Origin of the sequence: Stenotrophomonas geniculata ATCC 19374 = JCM 13324 (assembly GCF_001431625.1) — a bacterium.
GTDB lineage: Bacteria > Pseudomonadota > Gammaproteobacteria > Xanthomonadales > Xanthomonadaceae > Stenotrophomonas > Stenotrophomonas geniculata.
In genome coordinates, this window is the sequence record NZ_LLXT01000085.1 from 59,683 (window position 1) to 83,342 (window position 23,660).

General features: G+C 66.9%; 23 protein-coding genes. 12 read left to right on the top strand and 11 right to left on the bottom strand.

Going from position 1 to position 23,660, the window contains the following annotated elements; genetic code table 11:
- Positions 1 to 55 precede the first annotated feature (55 nt).
- The 3 genes from ARC63_RS05775 to ARC63_RS05785 are packed head-to-tail and all read left to right on the top strand — an operon-like array spanning position 56 to position 5,582.
- Positions 56 to 1,303, top strand: a complete 1,248-nt coding sequence (locus ARC63_RS05775) for a TolC family protein (protein ID WP_057502784.1) — start codon at positions 56 to 58, stop codon at positions 1,301 to 1,303.
- A complete protein-coding gene (locus ARC63_RS05780) occupies positions 1,300 to 2,472 on the top strand; it encodes an efflux RND transporter periplasmic adaptor subunit (RefSeq protein ID WP_057502785.1) in 1,173 nt (390 codons plus the stop codon). Before ARC63_RS05775 ends, ARC63_RS05780 begins: the two co-directional genes overlap by 4 nt.
- Positions 2,469 to 5,582 carry an efflux RND transporter permease subunit gene (locus ARC63_RS05785; RefSeq protein WP_057502786.1) on the top strand — a complete coding sequence of 1,038 codons (3,114 nt, stop codon included), beginning with the start codon at positions 2,469 to 2,471 and terminating at the stop codon, positions 5,580 to 5,582. Before ARC63_RS05780 ends, ARC63_RS05785 begins: the two co-directional genes overlap by 4 nt.
- A 139-nt stretch (positions 5,583 to 5,721) precedes the next feature.
- On the opposite strand, the gene ARC63_RS05790 is transcribed toward ARC63_RS05785, so the two are convergent.
- Together ARC63_RS05790 and ARC63_RS05795 are read right to left on the bottom strand one after the other, a co-directional pair.
- Positions 5,722 to 7,545 (bottom strand): P-loop NTPase fold protein, encoded by a 1,824-nt coding sequence (locus tag ARC63_RS05790; protein WP_057502787.1) that lies wholly within the window; start codon positions 7,543 to 7,545, stop codon positions 5,722 to 5,724.
- Positions 7,546 to 7,655: 110 nt separating this feature from the next.
- Positions 7,656 to 8,399, bottom strand: coding sequence for an SDR family oxidoreductase (locus ARC63_RS05795; RefSeq protein WP_057502788.1), 744 nt, complete (start codon positions 8,397 to 8,399; stop codon positions 7,656 to 7,658).
- A 106-nt stretch (positions 8,400 to 8,505) separates the two neighbouring features.
- Here ARC63_RS05795 and ARC63_RS05800 point away from each other — a divergent pair, with 106 nt between their 5' ends.
- A complete protein-coding gene (locus ARC63_RS05800) occupies positions 8,506 to 9,429 on the top strand; it encodes a LysR family transcriptional regulator (RefSeq protein WP_057502789.1) in 924 nt (307 codons plus the stop codon).
- Here the strand turns inward: ARC63_RS05800 and ARC63_RS05805 are convergent.
- The 8 genes from ARC63_RS05805 to dkgB form a co-directional block, all read right to left on the bottom strand.
- Positions 9,418 to 10,785: a heavy metal sensor histidine kinase gene (locus ARC63_RS05805; protein ID WP_057502790.1), complete on the bottom strand. Its 1,368-nt coding sequence runs from the start codon at positions 10,783 to 10,785 to the stop codon at positions 9,418 to 9,420. The two genes, ARC63_RS05800 and ARC63_RS05805, sit on opposite strands and share 12 nt — an antisense overlap.
- On the bottom strand, positions 10,782 to 11,480 hold the full coding sequence (locus tag ARC63_RS05810) for a heavy metal response regulator transcription factor (protein WP_010485410.1): 699 nt from the start codon (positions 11,478 to 11,480) through the stop codon (positions 10,782 to 10,784). The genes ARC63_RS05805 and ARC63_RS05810 overlap by 4 nt, the downstream gene beginning before the upstream one ends.
- 45 nt (positions 11,481 to 11,525) lie before the next feature.
- Complete coding sequence (gene copD / locus ARC63_RS05815) at positions 11,526 to 12,410, bottom strand: copper homeostasis membrane protein CopD (RefSeq protein WP_057502791.1); 885 nt, start codon at positions 12,408 to 12,410, stop codon at positions 11,526 to 11,528.
- Between the two features lie 10 nt (positions 12,411 to 12,420).
- The gene (copC, locus tag ARC63_RS05820; protein WP_057502792.1) at positions 12,421 to 12,798 is read right to left on the bottom strand and encodes a copper homeostasis periplasmic binding protein CopC; all 378 of its coding nucleotides are present in this window, start codon (positions 12,796 to 12,798) and stop codon (positions 12,421 to 12,423) included.
- A 127-nt stretch (positions 12,799 to 12,925) separates the two neighbouring features.
- On the bottom strand, positions 12,926 to 13,249 hold the full coding sequence (locus ARC63_RS05825) for a MoaF-related domain-containing protein (RefSeq protein WP_010485417.1): 324 nt from the start codon (positions 13,247 to 13,249) through the stop codon (positions 12,926 to 12,928).
- Entirely contained in the window at positions 13,246 to 14,184 is a 939-nt protein-coding gene (locus ARC63_RS05830) for a cyclase family protein (protein WP_082587816.1), read from the bottom strand. The genes ARC63_RS05825 and ARC63_RS05830 overlap by 4 nt, the downstream gene beginning before the upstream one ends.
- A 19-nt stretch (positions 14,185 to 14,203) precedes the next feature.
- On the bottom strand, positions 14,204 to 15,151 hold the full coding sequence (locus ARC63_RS05835; RefSeq protein WP_057502794.1) for a TIGR03571 family LLM class oxidoreductase: 948 nt from the start codon (positions 15,149 to 15,151) through the stop codon (positions 14,204 to 14,206).
- 11 nt (positions 15,152 to 15,162) lie between these two features.
- A complete protein-coding gene (gene dkgB, locus ARC63_RS05840; RefSeq protein WP_057502795.1) occupies positions 15,163 to 15,966 on the bottom strand; it encodes a 2,5-didehydrogluconate reductase DkgB in 804 nt (267 codons plus the stop codon).
- Between the two features lie 118 nt (positions 15,967 to 16,084).
- Between dkgB and ARC63_RS05845 the strand changes: the two genes are divergently transcribed.
- Complete coding sequence (locus ARC63_RS05845; protein WP_010485424.1) at positions 16,085 to 16,987, top strand: LysR family transcriptional regulator; 903 nt, start codon at positions 16,085 to 16,087, stop codon at positions 16,985 to 16,987.
- Positions 16,988 to 17,084: 97 nt separating this feature from the next.
- On the opposite strand, the gene ARC63_RS05850 is transcribed toward ARC63_RS05845, so the two are convergent.
- Positions 17,085 to 17,558 carry a MerC domain-containing protein gene (locus ARC63_RS05850; RefSeq protein WP_049409545.1) on the bottom strand — a complete coding sequence of 158 codons (474 nt, stop codon included), beginning with the start codon at positions 17,556 to 17,558 and terminating at the stop codon, positions 17,085 to 17,087.
- 32 nt (positions 17,559 to 17,590) lie between these two features.
- Here ARC63_RS05850 and ARC63_RS05855 point away from each other — a divergent pair, with 32 nt between their 5' ends.
- The 7 genes from ARC63_RS05855 (at position 17,591) to ARC63_RS05885 (ending at position 23,656) form a co-directional block, all read left to right on the top strand.
- A complete protein-coding gene (locus ARC63_RS05855; protein WP_043396125.1) occupies positions 17,591 to 18,124 on the top strand; it encodes a ZrgA family zinc uptake protein in 534 nt (177 codons plus the stop codon).
- On the top strand, positions 18,121 to 18,816 hold the full coding sequence (locus ARC63_RS05860; RefSeq protein ID WP_057502796.1) for an ATP-binding cassette domain-containing protein: 696 nt from the start codon (positions 18,121 to 18,123) through the stop codon (positions 18,814 to 18,816). Before ARC63_RS05855 ends, ARC63_RS05860 begins: the two co-directional genes overlap by 4 nt.
- Positions 18,809 to 20,062: an ABC transporter permease gene (locus tag ARC63_RS05865; protein WP_043396122.1), complete on the top strand. Its 1,254-nt coding sequence runs from the start codon at positions 18,809 to 18,811 to the stop codon at positions 20,060 to 20,062. Before ARC63_RS05860 ends, ARC63_RS05865 begins: the two co-directional genes overlap by 8 nt.
- A 2-nt stretch (positions 20,063 to 20,064) precedes the next feature.
- Positions 20,065 to 20,616 carry a DUF3299 domain-containing protein gene (locus tag ARC63_RS05870; RefSeq protein WP_043396119.1) on the top strand — a complete coding sequence of 184 codons (552 nt, stop codon included), beginning with the start codon at positions 20,065 to 20,067 and terminating at the stop codon, positions 20,614 to 20,616.
- Complete coding sequence (locus tag ARC63_RS05875) at positions 20,606 to 21,226, top strand: DUF3299 domain-containing protein (protein WP_057502797.1); 621 nt, start codon at positions 20,606 to 20,608, stop codon at positions 21,224 to 21,226. Before ARC63_RS05870 ends, ARC63_RS05875 begins: the two co-directional genes overlap by 11 nt.
- The gene (locus ARC63_RS05880) at positions 21,226 to 21,972 is read left to right on the top strand and encodes a hypothetical protein (protein WP_057502798.1); all 747 of its coding nucleotides are present in this window, start codon (positions 21,226 to 21,228) and stop codon (positions 21,970 to 21,972) included. The genes ARC63_RS05875 and ARC63_RS05880 overlap by 1 nt, the downstream gene beginning before the upstream one ends.
- 151 nt (positions 21,973 to 22,123) lie before the next feature.
- Positions 22,124 to 23,656, top strand: coding sequence for an MFS transporter (locus tag ARC63_RS05885; protein ID WP_053443116.1), 1,533 nt, complete (start codon positions 22,124 to 22,126; stop codon positions 23,654 to 23,656).
- Positions 23,657 to 23,660: the final 4 nt, after the last annotated feature.

A 23,660-nucleotide genomic window follows, 5' to 3' on the forward strand; every position in this document is an offset into this window, starting at 1 on the left:
TTCGTGCAAGGTTGGGGCAAGTTTGGCGCAAGTGCATCACCTTACCGTGACGTGCATGAATTTCTCCCCTCGTTTTGCGGCCGTGCTGGCCACTCTTCTGTGCGCGCCCACCGCTTCGGCGCTGTCCCTGCAGGAAGCGCAGCGCGCCATGGAAGCACACAACCCGGACCTGCGTGCGGCGGCACTGGAGCTGCGCGGCGTGCAGGGCGATGTGCAGACGGCGGCGTTGCGCCCGGCCACCGAGTTGTCGATCGGCACCAGCAAGATCAGCCCCAAGCATGGCATCGGCTCCGGACGCTGGCAGGACAAGCGGGTGGACAGCACCGTGGGCCTGGGCTGGACCTGGGAGCGCGGTGGCAAGCGTGCGTTGCGTATCCGCCAGGCCGATGCGCTGCTGGAAGTGGCCGGGCTGGAGATGCTCGATGCGCGGCGCCGCCAGCAGGTGGCGCTGCATGAAACCTATTTCGCTCTGAAGGGCGCACAGGAGCGGGCGCAGATTGCCGATGCCAACCGCCAGAGTTCGGCCGAGCAGATGGCGGCGGCGGACAAGCAGGTTGCCACCGGGGCGATGGCGCCGGTCGACCGCGCGCGGCTGGCAGTGGACGACCTGGCGGTGGCCGACGCGGCGCGCGAGGCGTCGCTGGATCTGCGCGATGCGCGGCATGCGTTGGGGCTGCTGCTCGGCCGCGACGACAGCCATGACCTCAGCGCCGATGATCCTTGGCCGGAGGCAAGCAGCGTGGCCAGCGTGCGTGCGTTCGATCCGCAGCAGCGTGCCGATCTGCGCGCGGCACGTTCGCGCCTGGCCGCGGCCGACGCCGGTGTGGCACTGGCGCGCAGTGAGCGCCACCGCGACATCCAGTTGGGCGTGGAGGCCGAGCGCGAGCCGGCTGACATCAGCGGCGTCACGTGGGGTGTGTCATTGACCATACCGCTCGGCGGCCCGTCACGTGCACGCGGCGCGATCCAGCGTGCCGAGGCCGACCGTGACAGTGCCGCGCTGGAGCTGCAGGTGCTGCAGCGCGAAGCGCGTGCCGAACTGGACCAGTTGCAGGCCAGCGCGCAGTCCGCCGCGCAGCGCCGGAGCGACTACGAAGGACTGCAGTCCGACGCCGCACGCAGGGCGGTGCAGGGCATCGAGCTGGCCTACCGCCGCGGCGCCGCCAGCCTGACCGATCTGCTGGATGCGCGCCGCAGCTGGCGCGAGTTCGAGGCCGCGTTGATTGAAGCGCGTGCCGACCATGCCATTGCCCTGGCGCGCTGGGAAGCGGCCACATCCGTTGCTGAAGGAGAGTCCCGATGAAGTCCACCGTCGCTTATCGACCGCAGGCGCGACGGGCCGTGCTGCCGGCCTTGCTGGCGCTGGCCCTGCTGGGCGGCTGCGGCCGCGAGCCGGCGTCGTATACCGAGGACGCGCCGAAGGTCAGTGCTGGCCAGATCCAGTTTCCTGCCGGTAGCCGCCAGCTGGACGTGCTACGCAGCGAGGCGGTCACCGCCGGCGCCAGCGCCAGCCTGCAGCTGCCGGGCCGGGTGGTCTGGGACGAGACGCGCTCCAGCGCGCTGCGTACGCCGTTGGCGGGGCAGGTGGCGCGCATCGAGGCACAGCCGGGGCAGAAAGTGAAGGCGGGCCAGGTGATCGCCTGGATCACGTCGCCCGAATTCGGCCAGGCCCAGGCGGAGGGCGTGCGCGGCCGTGCCCAGCTGCAGCAGGCGCGCAAGGAGCTGGAGCGCACCCGCGAGTTGCATGCGGCAGGTGTGGCGTCGGGGCGCGAACTGGACGAGGCCGAGGCCAATTTCGCCGGCAGCCAGGCCGATCACGCGCGTGCGACCGCCTTCGCCAAGGCCTATGGCAATGGCCAGCACGTCGACCAGCGCCTGCCGTTGCGCGCGCCGATCGATGGCGTGCTGGTGGAGCGGCGGATGAGCCCGGGCGTGGCGGTCAGCCCCGACAGCGAACAACCGTTGGCGGTGATTGGCGATCCTGACCGCTTGTGGCTGCTGCTGGATGTTCCCGAGAGTCTGGCCGGACGCTTGAAGGCGGGCATGCAGGTGAGCGTGCCCGGGGCCGATGGACAGCCGCTGCAGGCGACCCTGCAGCACGTGGATGACTTCGTCGACAGCGAACGCCGCGTGGTGCAGGCGCGCGCCGAGCTGGACAACCGCGCACGCGGTTTCAAGGCGGGGCAGTACGTGCGCGCCCAAGTGGCGTTGCCGGCCGAGGGCGGTGTCTCGCTGCCCGATGCGGCTGTGTTGTTGATCGACGGCAAGCAGGTGGTGTTCGTGGAGGAGGGCAAGGGCCGCTTCGTGCGTCACGCGGTACATGCCGAGGAGCTGGGCGATGGCCGGCTGTGGGCGCGTGAGGGCCTGGCCGCAGGCGCCAGGGTGGTGGTAGAAGGCGGCCTGCTGCTGCAGCAGCTGGCGGACAGCGCACCGGCCGCCGCCAGCACCGGCACGGGGCACGCCGCTCCATGATCGATCGCCTGATTGCCTACTGCCTGCGCCAGCCATTGATGGTGATGCTGGCACTGCTGCTGTTCATGGGTGCTGGCATTGCCGCGTTCCGTGTACTGCCGGTGGAAGCCTTTCCGGATGTATCCGACACCCAGGTAACAGTGGTGTCGCTGCACCCGGGCCGTGCCGCCGAAGAGGTCGAGCGCGAGGTGACGATGCCACTGGAAGTGGCGCTGTCCGGCATCCCGCATTCGGTGCGGGTGTTCTCGCATACGCAGTTCGGCCTGTCGATGATCATCCTGACCTTCGACGACAAGGCCGATGACTACTTCGCGCGCCAGCAGGTGCTGGAGCGCCTGCAGGGCGTGGAGCTGCCGGAAGGGGTGACCCCGGAACTGGAGGCGATGAGCTCGGCGGTAGGTGAGATCTACCGTTATGTGCTGAAAGGCCCGCACATGACGCCAACCCAGCTGCGCACCGTGCAGGAATGGACGATGGAGCGCAGCCTGCGCACCGTGCCGGGCGTGGCCGATGTGATCAGCTTCGGCGGCTTCGCGCGTACCTTCCAGGTCAAGCCGGACCTGGACAAGCTGCGGGACCGAGGCATCAGCCTCGGTGAGTTCGCCGAGGCGCTGGAGAGGGGCAGCTCGAATGCCGGCGGCGGCTACGTGGAGCGTGGGCAGCAGCAGTTCTTGATCCGTGGCGTGGGCCTGATGCGTTCGCCGGCGGACATCGGCAACGTGGTGGTGGCGCAGCGCGGGGGCACGCCTATCCTCGTGCGCGACCTGGCCGGCATCGCCGACACCGGCCTGCCGCGCCAGGGCCTGGTCGGTCAGGACGACAACGACGATGCGGTGTTCGGCATGGTGCTGATGCGCAAGGGCGAGAACCCGTCCGACGTGCTCGACGCCCTGCATGCGCGCATCGCCGAGATCGAGGCCAACCAGTTGCCGGCCGGGGTCAGCATCGAGCCGTTCTACGACCGCTCGTGGCTGGTCACGACCACGCTGAAGACGGTCTTCCGCAACCTGCTGGAAGGCGCGGTGCTGGTGTTCCTGGTGCTGTGGCTGTTCCTGTACAACGCCCGCGCCGCACTGATCGTGGCGGCGATGATGCCGCTGGCGCTGCTGTCGACCTTCCTCGGCCTGCATCTGTGGGGCGTGCCAGCGAACCTGCTGTCGCTGGGTGCGATGGACTTCGGCATCATCATCGATGGCGCGGTGATCGTCACCGAGCACATCGTCTCGCGATTGTCGAAGCTGCCACCTGCGGCTGATCGGAAGACGCGGTTGTCGACCATTCTGTCGGCCGCTTCGGAAGTGGGCCGGCCGACGTTCTTCTCGATGCTGATCATCATCGCCGCGCACATCCCGATCTTCACCCTGCAGCGCCAGGAAGGCCGCATGTTCGCACCGATGGCGTACTCGGTGACCTCGGCCCTGATCGGTGCGTTGATCCTGGCGCTGACCGTGGTGCCGCTGTTCTGCTACTGGTGGCTGCGACGGGACCGCATGCGCGATGGCAATCCGCTGATGGACCGCCTGACCGGCTGGTATCGGCCGATCCTGGAGCGTGCATTGGCCCGCCCGCGTGCGGTGGTACTGACCGCGGTTGCGCTGCTGGTCGGCACGCTCGCACTAGGCACCCGGTTGGGTTCGGAGTTCCTGCCCGAGCTGGACGAAGGCTCGATCTGGCTGACCGCCACGCTCGACCCGAGCACCAGCCTGGTCGAAGCGCAGCAGCAGTCGCGGCGCATCCGTGAGCTGGTCGGCACCTTCCCGCAGGTGTCGACGGTGGTGGCCAAGCTTGGCCGCCCGGAAGACGGCTCCGACGCCAAGGGCGCCAACCAGATCGAGGCGCTGGTGGCGTTGAGGCCGGAGAAGGAGTGCCCGAAGGGCGTGGACAAGCGGCAACTGGTGAGCGACCTGCAGCGCACGCTGGAGCAGCGCATCCCGGGGCCTGAGTTCTCGATCTCGCAGCCGGTGCGCGACAATATCCTGGAGAGCATCTCGCAGATCAAAGGCCAGGTGGTGATCAAGGTCAGCGGCTCGGACCTGGACGTGCTGAATCAGCAGGCGCAGGCGATCCTGGGTCAGGTGCGTGGTGTGGAGGGCGTGGAGAGCGCCTTCATTGACCGTGACGGGTCGTTGCCGCAGCTGCAGATCGAGATCGACCGCGACCGTGCCGCGCGCTATGGCCTCAATGTGCGCGACATCGACGAGGTGATCGAGACCGCACTGGGCGGGCGCCAGGTCGGTGAACTGTGGGAGGGCGACCGCAGGTTCCCGATCACGCTGCGCCTGGACGACGCCGACCGCGACCTGCAGCGGCTGCGCACGGTGCCGGTGGGCATCGGCGATGGCCACACCGTGACGCTGGCCGACGTGGCCGACTTCCGCATGGCCAGCGGCGCGATCAACATCTCGCGCGAGAACGCACAGCGGGTAAAGGCGGTGAGCATCTTCATCGCCGGGCGTGACATGGGCAGCGTGGTGGCCGACATGCGCAAGCGCGTGGAGGCCAGCGTGCAGCTGCCGGAAGGCTACCGGCTGGAGTGGTCCGGCGAGTTCGAGAACCAGCAACGTGCGATGAAGCGTCTGGGCTGGGTGATCCCGCTGTCGGTGCTGATCATCTTCGTACTGCTGTTCGATGCCTTCAAGGACGTCAGCAGCGCCGCGCTGATCCTGGCCAACGTGCCACTGGCGATGATCGGCGGCATCCTCGCCCTGTGGTTGACCGGCATTCCACTGTCGGTGTCGGCGGCGATCGGCTTCATTGCATTGTTCGGGCAGGCGGTACTGAACGGGGTAGTGATGCTCAGTCGCTTCGCGCAGCTGCGCGAGCAGGGCATGGACCTGCTGCAGTCGGTCGTGCAGGGCTCGCTGCAGCGCCTGCGCACCGTACTGATGACCGCACTGTTGGCGATGTTCGGCCTGCTGCCGATGGCGACCTCGCATGCGATTGGTGCCGAGACCCAGAAACCGCTGGCGGTGGTGGTGATTGGCGGCCTGCTGTCGGCGATGCTGCTGACCCTGCTGGTGTTGCCGACGCTTTATTATTGGGTGCATCGCCGGCGTACAAAGCAATGGCAGGTGCCATCATCGCAGTTTGCGGTTCAGTCTAAAGGCTGAGGTCGTATGATTGGGGCAGGTGAGCGGAAACTGCGCCTACTCTGTTTTTTGTAGCTCACCAAGCTGATCCAGGGCAGAGCAAGGCACTGCCCTTTTTCAGATATCCAACAGGCGTCGCGGGTTGAGAACTGAAGATGCTTCAGGGCGTGAGTTCCAGTGTCTCGCCTTCTGTGGAGCATGAGCTGTCTAGTAGGTCTCCGGTATCCGCCACCGAGGCCTCTGGAAACCCGGCAGCAATGAGATGAGTGCGAAGGACTTCTGCACGGCGGCTGTGTGGGTCGGCATCGATGACATCGAAGCAAGCCTCAGTGAACTTGTCCGCCGCATAGGACTGCGCATAACCCAGGGAAGGGTCAGGCTCTCCTGTGAGGATGAGTCCCGCGGCCAGTATGTTCTGTAGCTCCGTGCCCTGTGCTCGCCGAAGGTCGCTCCGAACCTGTTCTGTGGTCAGGTTGCTCATCAGGTAGTGATCACTCTTTTCCAGTGGAGTCCTGTGCACGATTGAGCTGCTGAGACTACTGAATGTGCGCGAATAGTTCTTCCAGTCCTGATACTCTGAAACAGCCTTGGAGATTTCTTCGTTCTTCAAGGCGCCTCTTGGCCATTGCATCACGAATGGCTCCTTGTCGTCTCTGTATTTACTCTCAAACTGACCGATCCATGCGGATGCCATTCTGCTGGCGAGGTCGCCTATGCCATTCAGAGTCCTTGCACGACTCAGTACTTCGTCGATCGTCTCAGCATCCAGATGCTGGACGTTGGGTAATAGTGCCTGCAGCTTCCCGATGAACTCGTGATCAGGAGTGTTCACTTCCCACGTATGTTCCCTTAGGAACCGAGCAGCGTTCTCAATCGTCTCGAGTCGAAGCGCCTGTGATGTGTACCTCTGAATGGCACCTGCAAGCAAATCGGTGTTCCTGGTCCTGCTGGCGATGTAGGCGGCAACTTCCTCCTCCAGTTCAGTCGAGGCATGAATTCCGAGATCGTCAAGCAGCTTGCTCCATGCGAGATTTTCGAACGACGCCTTCGATGTAGGATCTGTTGCGGGGCGACCATGGGCGAGTACGTACGCCGTAGTGGGGCCCTGAGGCAGGGCGAGGAGATCGATTGCACCGAGTAGAGTGATCGCTGTGACAAGGCGGCATCGCAGTGGGGTTGCCCTGACGTCCAGTTCCTCGACGAGATCCTCGACGTGGCGAGTCAGCTTCTGGATGACGCGGATGTTTACGATTCCACAGCGCGTAAGAGTGTCACCGAGAACTTTACGGTCAGGCGGAAGCAGAGGATGGCGCGTGTTTGCCACGGGCCTCTTGGTTGAACCCTTTGCCCGCGCTGTGTTCTTGAGATTCTCTTCCCTCTTCGCAGAGGCAATTTCTGCAGTTTCAAATGCCTCAGCTGGTGTGATTGATAGGGACACTTCCTCGTCGATTACCTTTTCCCGGAAAGCTTGCCAGACCGGGTCATCGGCAAATCGCTCTGCGTTGAGGATCAGGATAACTTTGCATTTCAGGGCGCGGGCGCAGTTGTCGACGAACCCGAGCAGCTCGTCCGCTTGGAGGTCTGCGTGCTTCCGTTCAAGATCGTCGATTACTAGCAGGCGGCCCTCAAGGAGCTTGGGTACGGCTAGATTGGTGAGCTCATCCAGGACTTCAAAACCTGGATGTACACTCTTCAGAGCATCCTTCATCCAGCGCCAGCTCGTAGCCACTTGCTGCCTGAGCTCCTCCGAATCTGAGCCCGTCAATATTTTCTGAGCTATGCGAAGGCCGAGCTCTCGAACGTTGCCTACGCCAAAGAGCGAGACGGAGACAGCTCGCATCACGATGGCGGTGTCGGATGTTTCACGAATACGATTCCAAAGGTGAGTCTTGCCTGTGCCCCAGGCTCCTGACAGAGCGATAACCTGTATGCGGTCATCACGAATAAGTTTCTCCAATCGCTGCTCGCAATCCTGATACGACACGTCTACCTTCCTTTGGCTCTGGTCTATGGAAACATCGTATCGTGGGCACTGCGCGGCAGAAAGCTGTCAATCTTTTGGCGGGCCGAATCCGGCCTGAGTACCGCCGAATCTCATGCCATCCCACCGTTGGCGCGCAGGACCTGGCCGTTGACCCACCCGCCATCGGCACCGGCCAGGAACCCCACCGCACCGGCGATGTCCTCCGGCGTACCCAACCGCTGCAGGGGGTTCATCTTCGCCAACCGCTCGATCAGTTCCGGTGACTTGCCGTCCAGGAACAGGTCGGTAGCGGTCGGGCCTGGGGCCACTGCGTTCACGGTGATGTTGCGCCCGCGCAGCTCCTTGCTGAGGATCGCGCCCATCGTCTCCACCGCTGCCTTGCTGGCCGCGTACACGCTGTAGTTCTCCAGCTTGATGCCGACCACGCTGGTGGACAGGGTGATCAGCCGGCCACCGTCGCGCACCCGTCGCGCGCTTTCGCGCAGCACGTTGAAGGCACCCTTGAGGTTGATGCCGATCACCCGCTCGAACAGGGCGTCGTCGGTGTCGGCCAGCGGCGCCAGCTGCAGCACGCCGGCGCTGTTGACCACCACGTCGATGCCGCCGAAACGCGCCTCGATGGCATCGAAAAGCTGCCGCACCGCCAGCGGATCGGCGACATCGGCCTGCAGCGCGATCGCCTGCGCGCCGGCTGCGTTGAGTTCGGCCGCCAAGGCTTCGGCGTCGTCCCGGCGGCCCGCATAGTTGATCGCGACCGCGTGGCCATCGTCGGCGAGCCGGCGGGAGATGGCGGCGCCGATGCCACGGGAGCCGCCGGTGACCAGGGCGACAGTGCGGGCGGGGGAGAGGGTCATGGTCGGTTCCAGCGGAGCGCGCCGGAATGGCGCAGGGCCATCTTCGTCATCTCTCCCGCCCGGATAATCATGCATAATCCGCCAACATCATCCGGGTAGCCGAACAATGGACCGCTTCACGGCCATGCGCGCCTTCGTCCGTATCGTCGAGCGCCGCAGCTTCACCCGGGCCTCCGAGGACCTGGACCTGCCGCGGGCCACGGTGACCGATGCGATCAAGGCGCTCGAACAGCGGCTGGGCGTGCGCCTGCTGCACCGGACCACGCGGCTGGTAGTGCCGACGCTGGAAGGCGAGGCTTTCTATGGCCGTTGCCTGCGCCTGATCGCCGACATGGATGATGCCGAGGCTGCGTTCCGTGACGCGCCGCCGCGCGGCCCGTTGCGTATCGAAGTGCATGGCACGCTGGGCCGGCACCTGCTGTTTCCGCACCTGCCGGAATTCCTGCAGCGCTACCGGGAGATCGAACTGGACGTCAGCGAGGGTGACCGCTATGTCGACCTGCTGCGTGAAGGCGTGGATGCGGCGTTGCGGGTGGGGACGCTGGCCGACAGCGATCTGGCGGCGCGACGGTTGACCATGCTGCGCGAGGTCACGGTGGCCTCGCCGGGCTATGTGCAGGCGCACGGCCTGCCCGATACCATCGAATCGCTGCAGGACGGCCACCAGATGGTCGGCTACCGCTCCAGCGCCACCGGCCAGCTGATTCCTCTGGAGTTCCAGCAGGGCGGGCAGGTGCGCTACGTGCCGCTGCCGGCACGGGTGCGAGTGTCCGGTGCTGACGCGTTCCTTGGTGCCGCGCTGGCGGGCCTGGGCATCATCCAGGCGCCGCGCTACCGGATGGACCCGTACATCGCGCGCGGACAGTTGGCGGAGCTGTTGCCCGAGACGCCACCGACGCCGAGTCCGCTGAGCCTGGTCTACCCACGCAACCGCACGCCGTCACCGCGCTTGCGGGTGTTCATCGATTGGGTGACCGGGGTGTTTGAGCAGACCGGGGTTGCCGGCCAGCGGCCGGGACTACCGGGCTGAGGTGCTCGGCAGCACCAGCTCGAACAGGGTGCCGGTGTCATCCGAGACAACACTCACGCTGCCGCCGTGCGCCTGTGCGATCGCGCGTGTGATCGCCAGGCCCAGTCCGGCACCTTCTTGGCGGCCACGCTCGCCGCGGTAGAAACGATCGAACAGGCGCGGCAGCGCCTCGCTGGCGATCGGCGTGCCAAGGTTGTGCACGCTGACCCTGCACACGCCATCGGCCTCGACCAGCCGCACCCGCACTTCGCTGCCCACGGCTGCGTACTTCAACGCGTTGGACAGCAGGTTGGCAATCGCCCGGTGCAGCATCAAGCGGTTGCCTTCCACGCTCGCCACACCATCGCGGCGCAGGGTCAACTGTCGGTCCTCGGCCAGAAGCTCGTAGAACTCCAGCAGCGAATCCACCACCGCATCCAGCGCCACTGGCTCGCGCGAGGGCAGTGCACCCGGCGCTTCGGCCTGCGCCAGGTACAGCAGGTCACCCACGGTCTGCGCCAGCTGCTGCAGTTCCTCGGCGCAGGACGCCAGCGTCTCGCGGTAGGCCTCGTTGCTGCGCGGGTGCGCCAGCACCACCTGCACCTGGGTCAGCATGTTGGTGATCGGTGTGCGCAGTTCATGGGCGAGATCACCGGAGAACTCGGTCAGCCGCGCGAAGTCCTGCTGCAGGCGCGCCAGCATGCCGTTGAGCGTCTGCGCCAGCTGCTCCAGTTCGGCCGGTGCGCTGCGTGCACTCAGTCGGCGCTGCAGCCGGCCGGCGGTGATCTGCCGGGCCTCATCGGCCAGCGTGCGCAGCGGCCGCAGCGTGCGCCGCACCACGTAGCCGCCGAGCAGGCTGCTGGCCACGGCGGCGCCGATGATGGCGATCGCCAGCAGATGGCGGAAGCGCTGCAGGAAATCGGCGTGGCGGTCGTCATCGATGGCCAGCAGGGTGACCAGCTCGCTGCCGTCGGCCAGGGTCTGGCGCAGGTGCAGGGCATGCATGCAGCGACCATCGGCGAGGATCCAGTCGTGCCGCAGTGGCGCGGCGTCGATCGGCTGGCTGCGTGCATGCTCGCGCAGTAGTGCCGGTGCGGTCGAGAAGAGCACTGCGCCGCTCCCATCAACAATGTGGAAGGCGATATCCGGATGGTGGCCCAGTGCCTCCGCCAAGCGCTGCCCGCGTGCGGACGCAGGTCCGTTGCCGGCCAGGTCACGGATCAACGCAACCTTGTACTCCAGTTCGCTGAAGTCCTGGGCCACCAGGTCGTGGCGGGCGCTGACATAGATCGCCACGCCCAATGCGGCCAGCACCAGCGTAGCCACGATGGCGAACAGCAGCGTGAGGCGTACCGCAATGGAACGGCGCAGGCTCATCCGTTGTTCACAGTGCCGTCGTCCGGTGCCTCGAGCACGTAGCCCATGCCGCGCACGGTGACGATCAGCTTGGCGTCGAAGTCATCGTCGATCTTCGCGCGCAGGCGGCGGATCGCCACGTCGATCACGTTGGTGTCGCTGTCGAAGTTCATGTCCCATACCTGCGAGGCGATCAACGAGCGCGGCAGCACTTCACCGCGTCGGCGCGCCAGCAGTTCCAGCAGGGTGTATTCCTTCTGGCTGAGGGCGATGCGCTGGCCGCCGCGTTCGACCCGGCGGCGCAGGGTATCCACCACCAGGTCGGCGATGACGATGCGCTCGGCCTGCGGCAGCGCCTGGCCACGACGCAGCAGGGTGCGCACGCGCGCCAGCAGCTCTGCGAAGGCGAATGGTTTGGCCAGGTAGTCATCCGCGCCCAGCTCCAGGCCCTGAACCCGGTCGGCGATGCTGCTGCGCGCGGTGAGGAACAGCACCGGCACCTGCCATCCGGCCTCGCGCAGCCGCGACAGCACGTTCCAGCCATCCAGGCCGGGCAGCATCACGTCGAGGATGACCAGCTGGTACTCGCCGCTGCCGGCCAGGTGCAGCCCGTCGACGCCATTGCAGGCGAGATCGACCACGTAGCCGGCCTCGATCAGGCCCTGGCGCAGGTAGTTGCCGGTCTTGGGTTCGTCTTCGACGATCAGCAGTTTCATGGTGTGCCCATCATCGCAGCTTGGGCCCGTGCTGGAACGGATGAGTCATGCCAATGGGTCCAGCATTCCGAGCACCGCGACGCAGGCCAGCACCAATACCGCCAGCACCGATTCACAGGCCAGGCTGTGGCGAAGTGAGCGCAGCGGCCTGGGTTGCCAGCCGCCGCGGATGGAGCTGGCCAGCGCTGGTACCAGCCGCCAGCGATGCAGCGCGGCAAGCCCCAGCATGCCGCCCACCAGCGCCAGCTTGAGCAGCAGCCAACGCCCATGCGCGGCGCCGGTCAGGGTCTGTATGGAACCGCCGAGATCGACATAGGTGTAGGTGCCGGTCATCGCCAGCAGGGCGACGATGATCGTGCCCGGCACGGCGAAGCTGTGCGCGGCCTGCCACAGTTCGCGGGTACGTTCGAGCAGGCGCAGGCCCTGTGGACGCAGCGCCAGCTGCAGGATGGCGGCGATCGCGCCGACCCAGGCACCGGCGGCCAGCAGGTGCACGATGCCGGCCACGAGCCGCAAGGTGCCGCCGAGCCCATCGCCTGCAGCGGCATGCCCGTTCCAGGACAGGCTGGCCAGAGCTACCGCCGTGAGTATCAGCAGCGCCAGACGGCGCAGGCCCTGCACCGGGCGATTGACTGCCAGCAGCGGCAGCATTGCCAGCAGCGCCAGGATGCGCAGCAGCCCCGCCTCACCCACCGGCGTACCGGTGAGGAACCAGTGCGCCGTTGCTGGGTCGATATCGGCTGCCGGGATGCCGAGCACGCCCGACAACCGGTTCACGGCATCGATGACGACCAGGATCAGCGCAACCACGGCGAGCGCCAGCGAGATGCCGCGTGGCAGCCCGGGGCGGACGAACAGCAGCCGCCCGAACAGCAGCATCAGTACCAGGTACAGCGCCAGCCGCAGCGCATACGGCGAGAGCTCGGCCATGGCGGCAGCCTTACTTTACGGTGAAGCGGTAGCTGCCGGTCATCGGATGACTGTCCTGACCCACCGCGCGCCATTGCAGTGCGTAGCTGCCGGCGGGCAGCGGCTTGGCGAAACGCGCGCGTAGCGTGTGGCCATCTTCGGAAATGTCCTGCGCGACGGTAGGCATGGCCATCTTCATGCGGCCATGGTCCATGCTCAGCTCGATGCGGGTGGCACGCGGCATCACCTTCTCGCTGAACTGCAGCGTGATCTCGGTCGCCGGGGCTACGGTGGCGTCGGCGGCCGGCGTCGAGCGCACCAGGCTGGGATGGGCCAGCGCCAGCGGCGCAACCGCGAGGCCGGTCAGCAGGACAGCAAGGACAGTGGAGCGGAGCAGGGAGCGGGCCATGCGTGGGACACCTGTGGAAGACGTGGCCCACAGGGTGGAGGGCAGCGCCTTTCGCTGCCCTGACCCGCACATTACCGATCTGTAATGTGCGGCCCACTAACAAGGTGGTGCCGGCCGCTGGCCGGCATCACAGCGCGTGCAGCGGCCCCTGCATGCGATGGAAACTGCCATCGGTGGCGGTGAACCAGGCCAGCGAATGCCCGCCCACGAAGTCATCGACATGCACGACCGTTGCGCCATCGGCTTCCTGCCACGAAATGACATAGACCCCTTCGCTGATCTGCTGCCACTCGCAGGCGGCTTCGCCCTGCGCACCGGCATAGGTGCCGGAGATGATGGCGTACTGCACGTGGCGGCCATCGGCGCTGTAGACATTGTCGGCAGCCAGGCCGTCATAGCGGACGCGGAAGCGACGGCCGGCGAACAATGGCAGGGCGGAGGCGGCGTTCATCGGATCGCCACCGGGTTGATGTTGACCTGGGTCGAGCCGACGTACAGCGGCTGGCCGAGCACGAACAGGAATTCCCAGGCCTTGTCGCGCACCAGCGCACGGCTGTCGATCAGCTCCAGGTTGTAGATGCCGCGCTTGGCCAGCATGTACTGGTTGATCGGGAACTCCTCGGCACCGTCCGGGTTCGGGTAGACCTCCGAGGCCCAGGTGTCGCCACCGAAGGCGACGATGCCCTGGTCGGCCAGCCACTTCGCGGCCTCCATGCCGATACCCGGTTCCACTTCCAGGAACTGTTTGTCGTCCTTGCCGATCAGTTCCAGCCAGCCGGTGTTGAACAGCACCACGTCGCCCTTGCGCAGGCTCAGGCCCTGCTTCTTCAGCACGGCCTGGATGTCGGCCACGGTGAACTCGGTGCCGCCGGGCACGATCGCCTTGCCGTAGTACGCAGTCATGTCCAGCACGACGCCGCGGGTGACCATCGGCGGCACCTTCTCGACGCCGAGCTTGCGCACGCCGTCCACGGTGACGAAGTCGGCAGCCTTGTTGCCGTTGTAGTAGACGTTGTCGATGCCGATATGGCCGATGCCGTTGAGCTGGGTGCCAACGCCGGTCCAGGCGTTCACCAGTTCATCGTTGAAGGTGAACCTGTTGGGGCCCAGCGACTTGCCTGCCTGCTGGCCGACCTGCACGTTGTACAGGCGGAAGCTGCGGTGGCGGAACGCGGGCAGGTTCTTGTCCACCGGCACCGCCAGCGGATAGGTCTTGCCGGTCCTGACCAGCGATACCGCGTGCTTGACCACGTCCGCGGTCAGCAGGTTGGCCGTGCCGATCTCGTCGTTGGCGCCGTAGGCAGAGGGGTACCAGTCCTCGGCGGTGGCCTGGAAGGACAGCGGCAGGGTGGCCAGCGCAAGCGCGGCCAGGGTCTTCATTTTCATGGCAAAGCTCCGGTAACTGTCAGGCCGTCGCGGCGGCGCCGGCGTGGGCCGGGAAGTGCGGCAGCACGTACTCGGCGATTTCATGGAAGGTCTCGGCCAACGGCCGTTCGTTGCGGCGGAACTGCAGGCCGATGTGGTCGACACCGGCCGCCTGCATGGCGTGCAGCTCGGCCAGCAGGGCGTTGCGGCCGCCGCGCAGCCCAAAGCGCCAGCGCTGCAGCGGGGCATCGGCATCGGCCACCAGGTCCAGGTGGATGAAGCTGGCATACGGCTTGTTGCCGGCCACGGCGCGCCAGGCCGCCACGCGTTGCGCATGGTCCTGTGGCGTGCCCGGGTAGACCAGGCAGCCATCCATGTGCTGGCCGATCCACGCCGGCTGCTGCTGGGCCAGGCCTGCCACGAACAACGGCAGGGCCGGGCCGTCCGCGGGCAGCACGTCCAGGCCCTGCGGCAGGTGCGAAGCGGCGCCTTCGCGCAGCAGTGCGATCTGCTCGCGGAAGCGGCTGCCGCGGGTGTCGAAGTCGCGGCCGAACAGCGGGTACTCCACCGGGCGGTCGCCACTGGCCACGCCCAGCAGCAGGCGGTCACCGCTGAGCCGCTGCACGCTGCGCGCCGACTTCAGGGTCAGCAACGGCTCGCGGATCGGCAGCACCACCGCACCGGTGCCCAGCAGGATGTCCTTGGTGATGCCAGCCAGATAGCCGAGGTAACTGAATACCTCGAACACCTGTGCCGCATCACCGAAGGCCGGGTCGTACACCGGCACGTCGCGCACCCACAGCGCACGGAAGCCGAGGCGGTCGGCCAAGCGTGCCAGTTCTGCATGGCACTGCAGGTCCGGTTCGCCGGGCAGGCGTCGCGCGGCGCGTCGTGCCTGTTCGCCCAGCGGCGTCCAGTCATTGTCCAGCGGTGCTTCGATGCCGATGCTGAAACCACCGGCCTGCAACCGGGTCATCGCACTGCCCATGGCCTGGCGCCTCAGTCCCAGGCCGGGGCCAGGCCGGGCGGATCGACTTCGCGGCCGTTGCGGTCAAGCGCGGCGATCGCGGCCATGTCATCGGCATCCAGGCGCAGGTCCTGGGCGAGCAGGTTGCTGGCCAGGTTCTCGCGCTTGGTCGAGGACGGGATGACCGAGTAACCGCGCTGCAGCGCCCACGCCAGCGCAACCTGGGCCACGGTGGCCTGGTGCTTGCCGGCGATGGTGGCCAGCACCGGATCCTTCAGCACCTTGCCGTAGGCCAGGGTCATGTAGGAGGTCACGGTGATGCCCTGGTCCTGCAGGAAGGTGGTCAGTGCCGGGTTCTGCAGGTAGGGGCTCAGTTCGATCTGGTTGGTGGCGATCTCGCCGGCACCGACCACCTCGATGGCCTGCCGGGTCAGCTCGATGTTGAAGTTGGACACACCGATCTGGCGGGTCAGGCCCAGCGTCTTGGCGTCGGCCAGCGCGGTCATGTACTCGCGCAGTTCAACGCCATTGCCCGGCGCCGGCCAGTGGATCAGCAGCAGGTCGACATAGTCGGTGCGCAGCTTGGCCAGGCTGTCGCGCAGGCTTGGGATCAGCTTGTCGGCGGCGTAGTTGTCCACCCAGATCTTGGTGGTCAGGAACAGCTGGTCGCGTGGGACGCCGGATTCGGCGATGGCCTGGCCGAATCCGGCTTCGTTGCCATAGATCTGCGCGGTATCGACCGCACGGTAGCCGACCTCGAGGGCGTTGCGCACCGAGTCGATGACGGTCTGGCCGGTCAGGCGGAAGGTGCCGACGCCAAAGGAAGGAACGCTCATGATGGACTCCAGGGACTTCGTTGAGAGCCGGTGGGCTCGGGACAGGGCGAAGTGTGGGCGCTTTACATTTGTTGATTAAGCTGTGTATACGGGAAAAGCTTTTGCGCCGAGGTAAAAAATGAAAACCACCCTGGATGAGCTGAAGGCCTTCGTGGCCGTGGTCGACAGTGGTTCGATCACGGCGGCGGCCGAGGCGCTGGAACTGACCATCTCGGCCACCAGCCGCACCCTGGCGCGGCTGGAAGACAAGCTGCAGACCACGCTGCTGCGGCGGACCACGCGGCGGCTGGAGCTGACCGAGGAAGGCGCGGCGTTCCTGGAGTACGCGCGCACGATCCTGGCCACGGTGGACGAGGCCGAGGAACAGATGGCCGCGCGGCGGCTGCAGCCGGTCGGGCGCCTGCGCGTGGACGCCGCCACGCCGTTCATGCTGCATGTGATCGTGCCGTTGCTGGAGGGCTTCCGCGAGCGCTACCCGCAAGTGGAGCTGGAGCTGAATTCCAACGAGGGCATCACCGACCTGATCGAGAAGCGCACCGACGTGGCGTTCCGCATCGGCGTGCTGCGCGATTCCACCCTGCATGCGCGGCCGATCGGCCACAGCCGCATCCGCGTCGTCGCCAGTCCCGAGTACCTGCGACGGCATGGCACGCCGACACGCGTGGAGCAGCTGCGCAAGCACGATCTGCTGGGATTTACCCAGCCCAGTTCATTGAACGAGTGGCCGCTGCACGATGCCGATGGCGGGCCTTTCGTGATCGCGCCGGCGATCGCTTCATCCAGTGGCGAGACGCTGCGGCAGATGGCGGTGGCGGGGCTGGGCATTGCGTGCCTCTCGGACTTCCTGACCCGCCAGGACCGGCGCGAGGGCCGATTGGTGCAGCTGTTCGGCAAACAGACGCAGGACGTGCGGCAGCCGATCAATGCGGTGTACTACCGCAACACCGCGCTGGCCGCGCGCATCACCTGTTTCGTGGACCACGTGACGCAGACGCTGGGACAGCGACCGTTCGACGAATAGAGAAGGGTAGAGCCGGCCGCTGGCCGGCTGCCGGAAGTGCATCAGTAGATCCACGCCACGCGTGGATGGTGTTTTTCCGTCCGGCCAGCGGCCGGCACTACCGTTTGCGCAGCGCCCGTCGGTTGCCGATGTGAGCGAACGCCAGCAGCGCGCCACCACTGGCTGTCGCTACGCCATGCCAGAGCAGCGATTCCTTCAGCGGCAGATACAGAGAGGCCGACAGCAGCAGGATGGCGCCGGCGCAGGCCAGCCGCAGGGGCTGCCAGCGCCCGTGCCGGTGCACCCCGGCCGAGGTACTCGCCAAGGCCAGCGAGGAGGCCAGCAGCGCGAACAGCCACTCCCAGCGCGACATCATCAGCAGCAATGTCATCGCGCCATGGCCGGGATGCTGGAACGAGCGCAGCGCCATCATCGCTGCCGGCACGAAGGCCAGCAGCAGGGGCAGGGCGATGCAGTGGGCGGCGCAGGCCAGGGACAGCCAGGCACCGGCAAGATCGAAGCGGGGGTGCCAGCGTGCCGAAGTTGGCGGCTGGGCCAGGGCCCTTGCGGGGGTCGTGGGAATATGGTCCATAATGTTACATAGTAACAATTGGAGTCTTTCCCATGAAGCTTCCCGCTGCTCTTTTCCTGCTGCTGGCTGCCAGCGCCGCGCAGGCCCATGACATCCGCCAGCACGCACCGCATGTGCACGGCCAGGCGACCGTCGATGTTGCGCTTGAACAGCAAACCCTGGAATTCGGCCTTCAGGCCCCCGGCATCGGCATCCTCGATTACGAGCGGCCGCCGGCCAATGCAGCCGAGCAGGCCGCGCTGGCACGGGCGACGTCATTGCTGAAGGGCGGCAACTGGGTCACCTTGCCCACCGCTGCGGGCTGCCGTCTGGCCACCAGTAAAGCCGATGCGGAGGGCTTCGACGCGACGGCCGCCGCGCCGCCGCCGGGACAGCACCGGCACGCAGGTTTCAGCGCAACGCTGCAGTACCACTGTGCCAAACCTGCCGCGCTGCGCGCCATCGTCGTGCGCCTGCCCGTACTTTTCCCGGGCCTGCACGAAGTCATCGTCAACAGCGCAACCGCCAATGGCCAAAACCGCAGTGTGCTGACGCCCGACAACTTGCGCGTGGTGCTGGCACCGTGAGCGCGGCACCGGTGATCTCGCTGGAAGACGTGCAGTTCGGCTACGGCACGCGGCTGGTGCTGGACATCCCGCAGTTGTGGGTCGAGCAGGGCAGCAGCGTGTTGCTGCGCGGAATCAGCGGTGGCGGCAAAAGCACCCTGCTGGGCCTGCTGGCGGGCGTGCTGCTGCCCGGCAAGGGCCGTGTCGAGGTGGCCGGCCACGCACTGCAGGACATGGGGGGTGCGGCGCGGGATCGTTTCCGTGCCGACCAGTTGGGCGTGATCTTCCAGCAGTTCAATCTGCTGCCGTTCCTCACCGTGCGCGACAACATCGCGCTGGGCCTGCGCTTCTCGCGCCTGCGCAGCGCACGCATCAGCGGGCCGCTGGATGCCGAGATCGCCCGCCTGCTGCAGGCCCTGCAGCTCAATCCTGAGCTGATGCAGCGGCGGGCGGGTACGCTCAGTGTCGGCCAGCAACAACGCGTGGCGGCAGCGCGCGCCCTGATCGGCCGGCCGGCGTTGCTGCTGGCCGATGAGCCCACCTCGGCGCTCGACCGCGAAGCGGCGAGCGCCTTCCTGCAGCTGATGTCCGCGCAGTGCCAGGCGGCCGGCACCACGGTGCTGGTGGTCAGCCATGACGACAGCCTGCAGCCGTTGTTCGATCGCACCATTTCACTGTCCGAGATCAACCAGGCAGGTGCCGGCCATGCTTGAGCTTGCCTGGGCCAGCCTGCGCAGCCGCGCGTTGAGCGTGGGCCTGACCGTGCTGGTCATCACCCTCAGCGTGGTGCTGCTGCTGGGCGTCGAGCGTGTACGCACGCAGGCGCACGAGGGGTTTGCCAGCACCGTATCGGGCACCGATCTGATCGTCGGTGCGCGTTCGGGACCGGTGAACCTGCTGCTGTATTCGGTGTTCCATATCGGCGACCCGACCAACAACGTGTCCTGGCAGTCCTACCAGGAGCTGTCCGCATTGCCGCAGGTGAAGTGGTCGGTGCCGTTGTCGCTGGGCGATTCCTGGCGCGGCTACCGGGTAGTGGGTACCACTGGCGGCTACTTTGAACACTATCGTTATGGTTCCGGCCACGCGCTGGCCTTTGCACAGGGGCGGCCCTTCGATGATCTGTATGACGCGGTGATCGGCGCGGAGGTGGCTCGCGCGCAGAAGGTCGGCCTCGGCGACGAGATCGTGCTGGCGCACGGCACCGGCGCGGTCACGCTGGCCACGCATGCCGACAAGCCGTTCCGCGTTGCCGGCATCCTGCAGCGCACCGGCACGCCGGTGGATTCGTCGCTGCTGGTCTCGCTGCCGGCCATCGAGGCGATCCATGTTGACTGGCGATCGGGCGTGCAGCTGCGCAGCCAGAGCGTCAGCGCCGAGCAGGCGCGCCACCTGGACCTGACCCCGACCAGCATCACCGCCTTCATGCTCGGCCTGAACTCGCGCACCTCCACGTTCTCGGTACAGCGCAGGATCAACGAGTATCCGGACGAGGCGATGCTGGCGATCCTGCCCGGCGTGACCCTGCAGCAGCTGTGGCAGTCGCTGGGCACCGCCGAGCGAGCCCTGCAGCTGATCAGTGCAATGGTGGTGCTGCTGGGCATGGTCTCGCTGGTGGCGCTGCTGGTCTCCACCCTGCAGGAGCGCCGACGCGAGATGGCCATCCTGCGTGCCACCGGTGCGCGACCGGGCTACATCGCGGGCCTGCTCGTGGTGGAAGCGGTGGCGACCAGTGCGGTGGCCAGCGTGCTGGCCCTGTCGCTGCTGGTGGTCGCCAGCATTGCCGGGCGCGGCTGGGTACTGGCCACCTTCGGTCTGTCGATCACCCATGTCTGGCCGGATGGCCGTGAACTGGCATGGGCAGCGGGCGTGCTGCTGATCAGCGCCGTAGCCGGGCTGGTCCCGGCGTTGCTCGCTTACCGGCGCACCTTGGCCGATGGCCTTTCACCGGGAGGTTGAGCATGCGATGGATGCGGGTAGTGGCAATGGTGCTGGCGCTGGCCGCCTGTGAGCGGCCGGTGGATACCGGCGTACAGGCCTTGCCACCCTCGCCGGTCGTCGACCGCGATGACCCTGCAGGCGCTGTGGAGCAGGAGCTGGACTGGTTGCAGATGATGCCCAAGGACGAGCTGGCCGCGCTGGAGCGGGGCGAGGGCCCGGAGGTCGAGCACAACGGCAACCGGCGCATGCCGCAGTTCGGTACCTTCCGCACGGTGGACACGGTCCTGCAGCGGCCGGTGCGCCTGCCGGGTTACGTGGTGCCACTGGCCAACGCGCAGGACGGGCGGCTGACCGAATTCCTGTTCGTGCCGTACTACGGCGCCTGCATCCACGTGCCACCACCGCCACCGAACCAGATCGTGCACGTAGTGCTGCCGCGCCCGATCGAGATGCCGGACATGTACTCACCGTTCTTCCTGGCGGGCACCCTGCGCGCCGAACGGTTGGATGACGATCTGGCCGGTTCGGCCTACACCATGCGTGACGCACAGCTGAGGCCCTATGAACCGTAGTCACCTGTTGCTGGCGGTGGGATGCCTGTGGTTGGCAGGCTGTACGGCGCCGGGCGGCGATGCCTTGGTGGTCGGGCCGCAGGATAAGCCGGCGCCCTCCGCCACGGCCGAAGCCCCCATCGACCGTTGGGACGCGTTGCGACCCGACGAAGTGAGCTACCAGCGCCCACCCCCGCAGATCGGCCTGTCACGCAATGGCATGGAGGGCGTGGGTGGCCTGATCGACGACACCGGCTCGGGCACGCCACCGGGGCTGGAGATCGACCATTCCAGCCCGGACCGGGCCAAGCAGTTCGGCTCCTCGCGCGTGGTCGACGCTGTCGACGGTCGCGCGGTGGATCTGGACGGCTACGTGGTGCCGCTCGGCACCAACGATGCCGGCCTGGTCGATGAACTGCTGTTCGTGCCGTTCTACGGCGCGTGTATCCATGTGCCGCCGCCGCCACCCAACCAGATCATCCACGTGACCCTGGCGACACCGATCGCGCTGGGCGATCTGTGGGATCCGTACCGGCTTGCCGGCCGCCTGCAGGTGAAGCGTTTCGACGCGGACATCGCCAGCGCGTCCTACGATGCCGCGGCCGCCACGCTGACGGCGATCCGCAACTGATGCGCAGGCGATGGCTCATGGCTACCGGGGTGCTGCTGGGCGCGGTGGTGCTGCTGGTGTGGTGGCAGCGGCAGCGCGCACCCACTGCGCCGCCTGCGGTCGCGTTTCCGGCACCGGCGTCCGATGCCAGCCAGCGTATCGAACAGCGTCTGGGTGATGACCCCGCGTTTCGCAACGACGTGCTCTTCCTGCTCGCAGCAACATTGCGCGACCGCTGCCAGCCGGCGCAGGCGGGGCTGCTGGCGCGCATGGCCAATCGTGCATCGCTGCCGGTGCTGGCGGCAGTCAGCGCGGTGACCCAGCAGGACCCATCGCTGGACCGGCCGATCTACCAGTACATCCAGCACCGCGCCGATGCGACGCCGTGCGGGCAGCCGCTGCAGATGCCGTTGGCCGGTAGGCGCAGCATGGCCGTGGACATCGAACAGTATGCGCGCACGTTTCCGGACAGCTACTTCGACCCGCAACGCAGCAGCGAACCGCGGGATTTTGGTGGACTGTCGCTGCAGCAGCGTGCCGGCAACGCCTGCAACAGCGTGGTGTATTCGGTGCTGCCGCTGGGTGGCGCCGACTGGCGGTGCAGCAGCCTGCGCGCGAATGCCCGTGCGCGGGTGCGCGGCCTGTGCGAGGACGAGCTGCGGCGCCAGCATGGGGGAACTGGCGGGGAACTGGACATGGCCGTGGGGAAGGGCATGCAGGCGGCGGTGGTATCGGCGATTGCCGCACTGCCGGAAGATTGCCGGTGATGATCCCTGACACCGGGCACGACCCGGCATGAGGGGCACGACAACATGAACATTGCCCGGGCCCCAATCTGAATTGGTGGCGCTGTTTTCATAACTATACAGGACATCCTGTATAGTTATGGCCGTATTCCACCCCCGATCAGGTTCTCCCATGGCTTTGTCCCAGCCCTTGGCCGGTGCGCCGGCCCTGTCGCGTGCCCGTCGCTGGGCACTGTTGTTCACCGTCGCCGCTGGCCTGCTGCTGGTCACGCTCGACAACTCCGTGCTCTACACCGCGCTGCCCACCCTGACCGAGGAACTCTCGGCCAGTGCCGGCCAGGCGCTGTGGATCATCAACGCCTATCCGCTGGTGATGGCCGGCCTGCTGCTGGGTGCGGGCACGCTGGGCGACCGCATCGGTCACCGGCGCATGTTCCTGATCGGCCTGGTGGTGTTCGGCGTCGCCTCGCTGGCAGCGGCGTTCGCTGACACCGCAACGCAGCTGATTGCCGCGCGTGCATTCCTGGCGATCGGTGCCGCAGCGATGATGCCGGCCACGTTGGCGTTGATCGGACTGAGCTTCCACGAAGAACGCGAACGCAACATCGCCATCGCGATCTGGGGGTCGGTCGCCATCGTCGGTGCGGCGCTCGGCCCGATCATTGGCGGCTGGCTGCTGCAGCACTTCTGGTGGGGCTCGGTGTTCCTGATCAACGTGCCGGTGGTGGTGGTCGCGTTCGTGGCCACGCTGCTGCTGGCGCCGGAAGGACAGCGCGACACCTCGCGGCCATGGGACCTGGTGTCGTCAGTGCTGGCATTGGCTGCACTGTCCGGCCTGGTGCTGGCGATCAAGTCGCTGATCGCCACGCCGCCCTCATATGCGCTGGGCGCAGCCGCGCTGGTGTTGGCCGTCATCAGCGGTGCGGCGTTCGCGCGCCGCCAGCAGCAGCTGCCGTACCCGCTGCTGGACTTTGCGATCTTCCGTAATCCGGCGTTCCTGGCCGGCACGCTGTCGGCGGTGTTCACCCTGTTCGCGATGGCCGGCCTGCAACTGGTCACCACGCAGCGCTTCCAGCTGGTGGCAGGTTTCACGCCGCTGCAGGCGGGCCTGCTGGTGTCGGTGGCGGCACTGGGCAGCCTGCCCAGTGCGCTGCTCGGCGGCAGCATCCTGCACCGGGTTGGCCTGCGCCCGCTGATCTGTGGTGGCCTGGCCGCAGGTGCGCTGGGCGTCGGCGTGGTGGCGTTCGGCTTCCTGCACGGCCTTGGTTGGGTGGTGGCTGGCATGGCCATCACCGGCTTTGGTATGGGTTCGGCCATCTCGGTGGCGTCCACCGCCATCCTCAACAACGTGCCGGCGCACCGTGCGGGCATGGCCTCGTCGGTGGAAGAAGTGTCCTATGAGTTCGGTGGCCTGCTGGCGGTGGCGATGCTGGGCAGCTTGAGTGCCGCAATGTACAGCGCGTTCCTGCCAGTCTCGGCCGATATGCCCGCGCTTGCCCGCGAGGGTTTCACCCAGGCGCTGCATGCCGCGCGCGAGAGCGGGCAGGGCGAGTGGTTCGCACTGGCTGCGGCCGCGTATGACCGTGGCTACCAGATCGTGCTGCTGGTGATCATGGCGGTGCTGGCGCTGGGTGCGGCGATCATCGCGCGCCTGCTGCGCGGCCGCGTCGGCAGCCGCGAGGGCGCGGCCGATCGCGTAAAATGAAGCG

What these genes read in the sequence shown, in the direction of transcription:
- ARC63_RS05775 (WP_057502784.1), top strand. Translation starts at nt 56, where the DNA reads ATGAATTTCTCCCCTCGTTTTGCGGCCGTGCTGGCCACTCTTCTGTGC.
- ARC63_RS05780 (WP_057502785.1), top strand. Translation starts at nt 1,300, where the DNA reads ATGAAGTCCACCGTCGCTTATCGACCGCAGGCGCGACGGGCCGTGCTG.
- ARC63_RS05785 (WP_057502786.1), top strand. Translation starts at nt 2,469, where the DNA reads ATGATCGATCGCCTGATTGCCTACTGCCTGCGCCAGCCATTGATGGTG.
- ARC63_RS05795 (WP_057502788.1), bottom strand. Translation starts at nt 8,399, where the DNA reads ATGACCCTCTCCCCCGCCCGCACTGTCGCCCTGGTCACCGGCGGCTCC.
- ARC63_RS05800 (WP_057502789.1), top strand. Translation starts at nt 8,506, where the DNA reads ATGGACCGCTTCACGGCCATGCGCGCCTTCGTCCGTATCGTCGAGCGC.
- ARC63_RS05805 (WP_057502790.1), bottom strand. Translation starts at nt 10,785, where the DNA reads ATGAGCCTGCGCCGTTCCATTGCGGTACGCCTCACGCTGCTGTTCGCC.
- ARC63_RS05810 (WP_010485410.1), bottom strand. Translation starts at nt 11,480, where the DNA reads ATGAAACTGCTGATCGTCGAAGACGAACCCAAGACCGGCAACTACCTG.
- copD (WP_057502791.1), bottom strand. Translation starts at nt 12,410, where the DNA reads ATGGCCGAGCTCTCGCCGTATGCGCTGCGGCTGGCGCTGTACCTGGTA.
- copC (WP_057502792.1), bottom strand. Translation starts at nt 12,798, where the DNA reads ATGGCCCGCTCCCTGCTCCGCTCCACTGTCCTTGCTGTCCTGCTGACC.
- ARC63_RS05825 (WP_010485417.1), bottom strand. Translation starts at nt 13,249, where the DNA reads ATGAACGCCGCCTCCGCCCTGCCATTGTTCGCCGGCCGTCGCTTCCGC.
- ARC63_RS05830 (WP_082587816.1), bottom strand. Translation starts at nt 14,184, where the DNA reads ATGAAAATGAAGACCCTGGCCGCGCTTGCGCTGGCCACCCTGCCGCTG.
- ARC63_RS05835 (WP_057502794.1), bottom strand. Translation starts at nt 15,151, where the DNA reads ATGGGCAGTGCGATGACCCGGTTGCAGGCCGGTGGTTTCAGCATCGGC.
- dkgB (WP_057502795.1), bottom strand. Translation starts at nt 15,966, where the DNA reads ATGAGCGTTCCTTCCTTTGGCGTCGGCACCTTCCGCCTGACCGGCCAG.
- ARC63_RS05845 (WP_010485424.1), top strand. Translation starts at nt 16,085, where the DNA reads ATGAAAACCACCCTGGATGAGCTGAAGGCCTTCGTGGCCGTGGTCGAC.
- ARC63_RS05850 (WP_049409545.1), bottom strand. Translation starts at nt 17,558, where the DNA reads ATGGACCATATTCCCACGACCCCCGCAAGGGCCCTGGCCCAGCCGCCA.
- ARC63_RS05855 (WP_043396125.1), top strand. Translation starts at nt 17,591, where the DNA reads ATGAAGCTTCCCGCTGCTCTTTTCCTGCTGCTGGCTGCCAGCGCCGCG.
- ARC63_RS05865 (WP_043396122.1), top strand. Translation starts at nt 18,809, where the DNA reads ATGCTTGAGCTTGCCTGGGCCAGCCTGCGCAGCCGCGCGTTGAGCGTG.
- ARC63_RS05870 (WP_043396119.1), top strand. Translation starts at nt 20,065, where the DNA reads ATGCGATGGATGCGGGTAGTGGCAATGGTGCTGGCGCTGGCCGCCTGT.
- ARC63_RS05875 (WP_057502797.1), top strand. Translation starts at nt 20,606, where the DNA reads ATGAACCGTAGTCACCTGTTGCTGGCGGTGGGATGCCTGTGGTTGGCA.
- ARC63_RS05880 (WP_057502798.1), top strand. Translation starts at nt 21,226, where the DNA reads ATGCGCAGGCGATGGCTCATGGCTACCGGGGTGCTGCTGGGCGCGGTG.
- ARC63_RS05885 (WP_053443116.1), top strand. Translation starts at nt 22,124, where the DNA reads ATGGCTTTGTCCCAGCCCTTGGCCGGTGCGCCGGCCCTGTCGCGTGCC.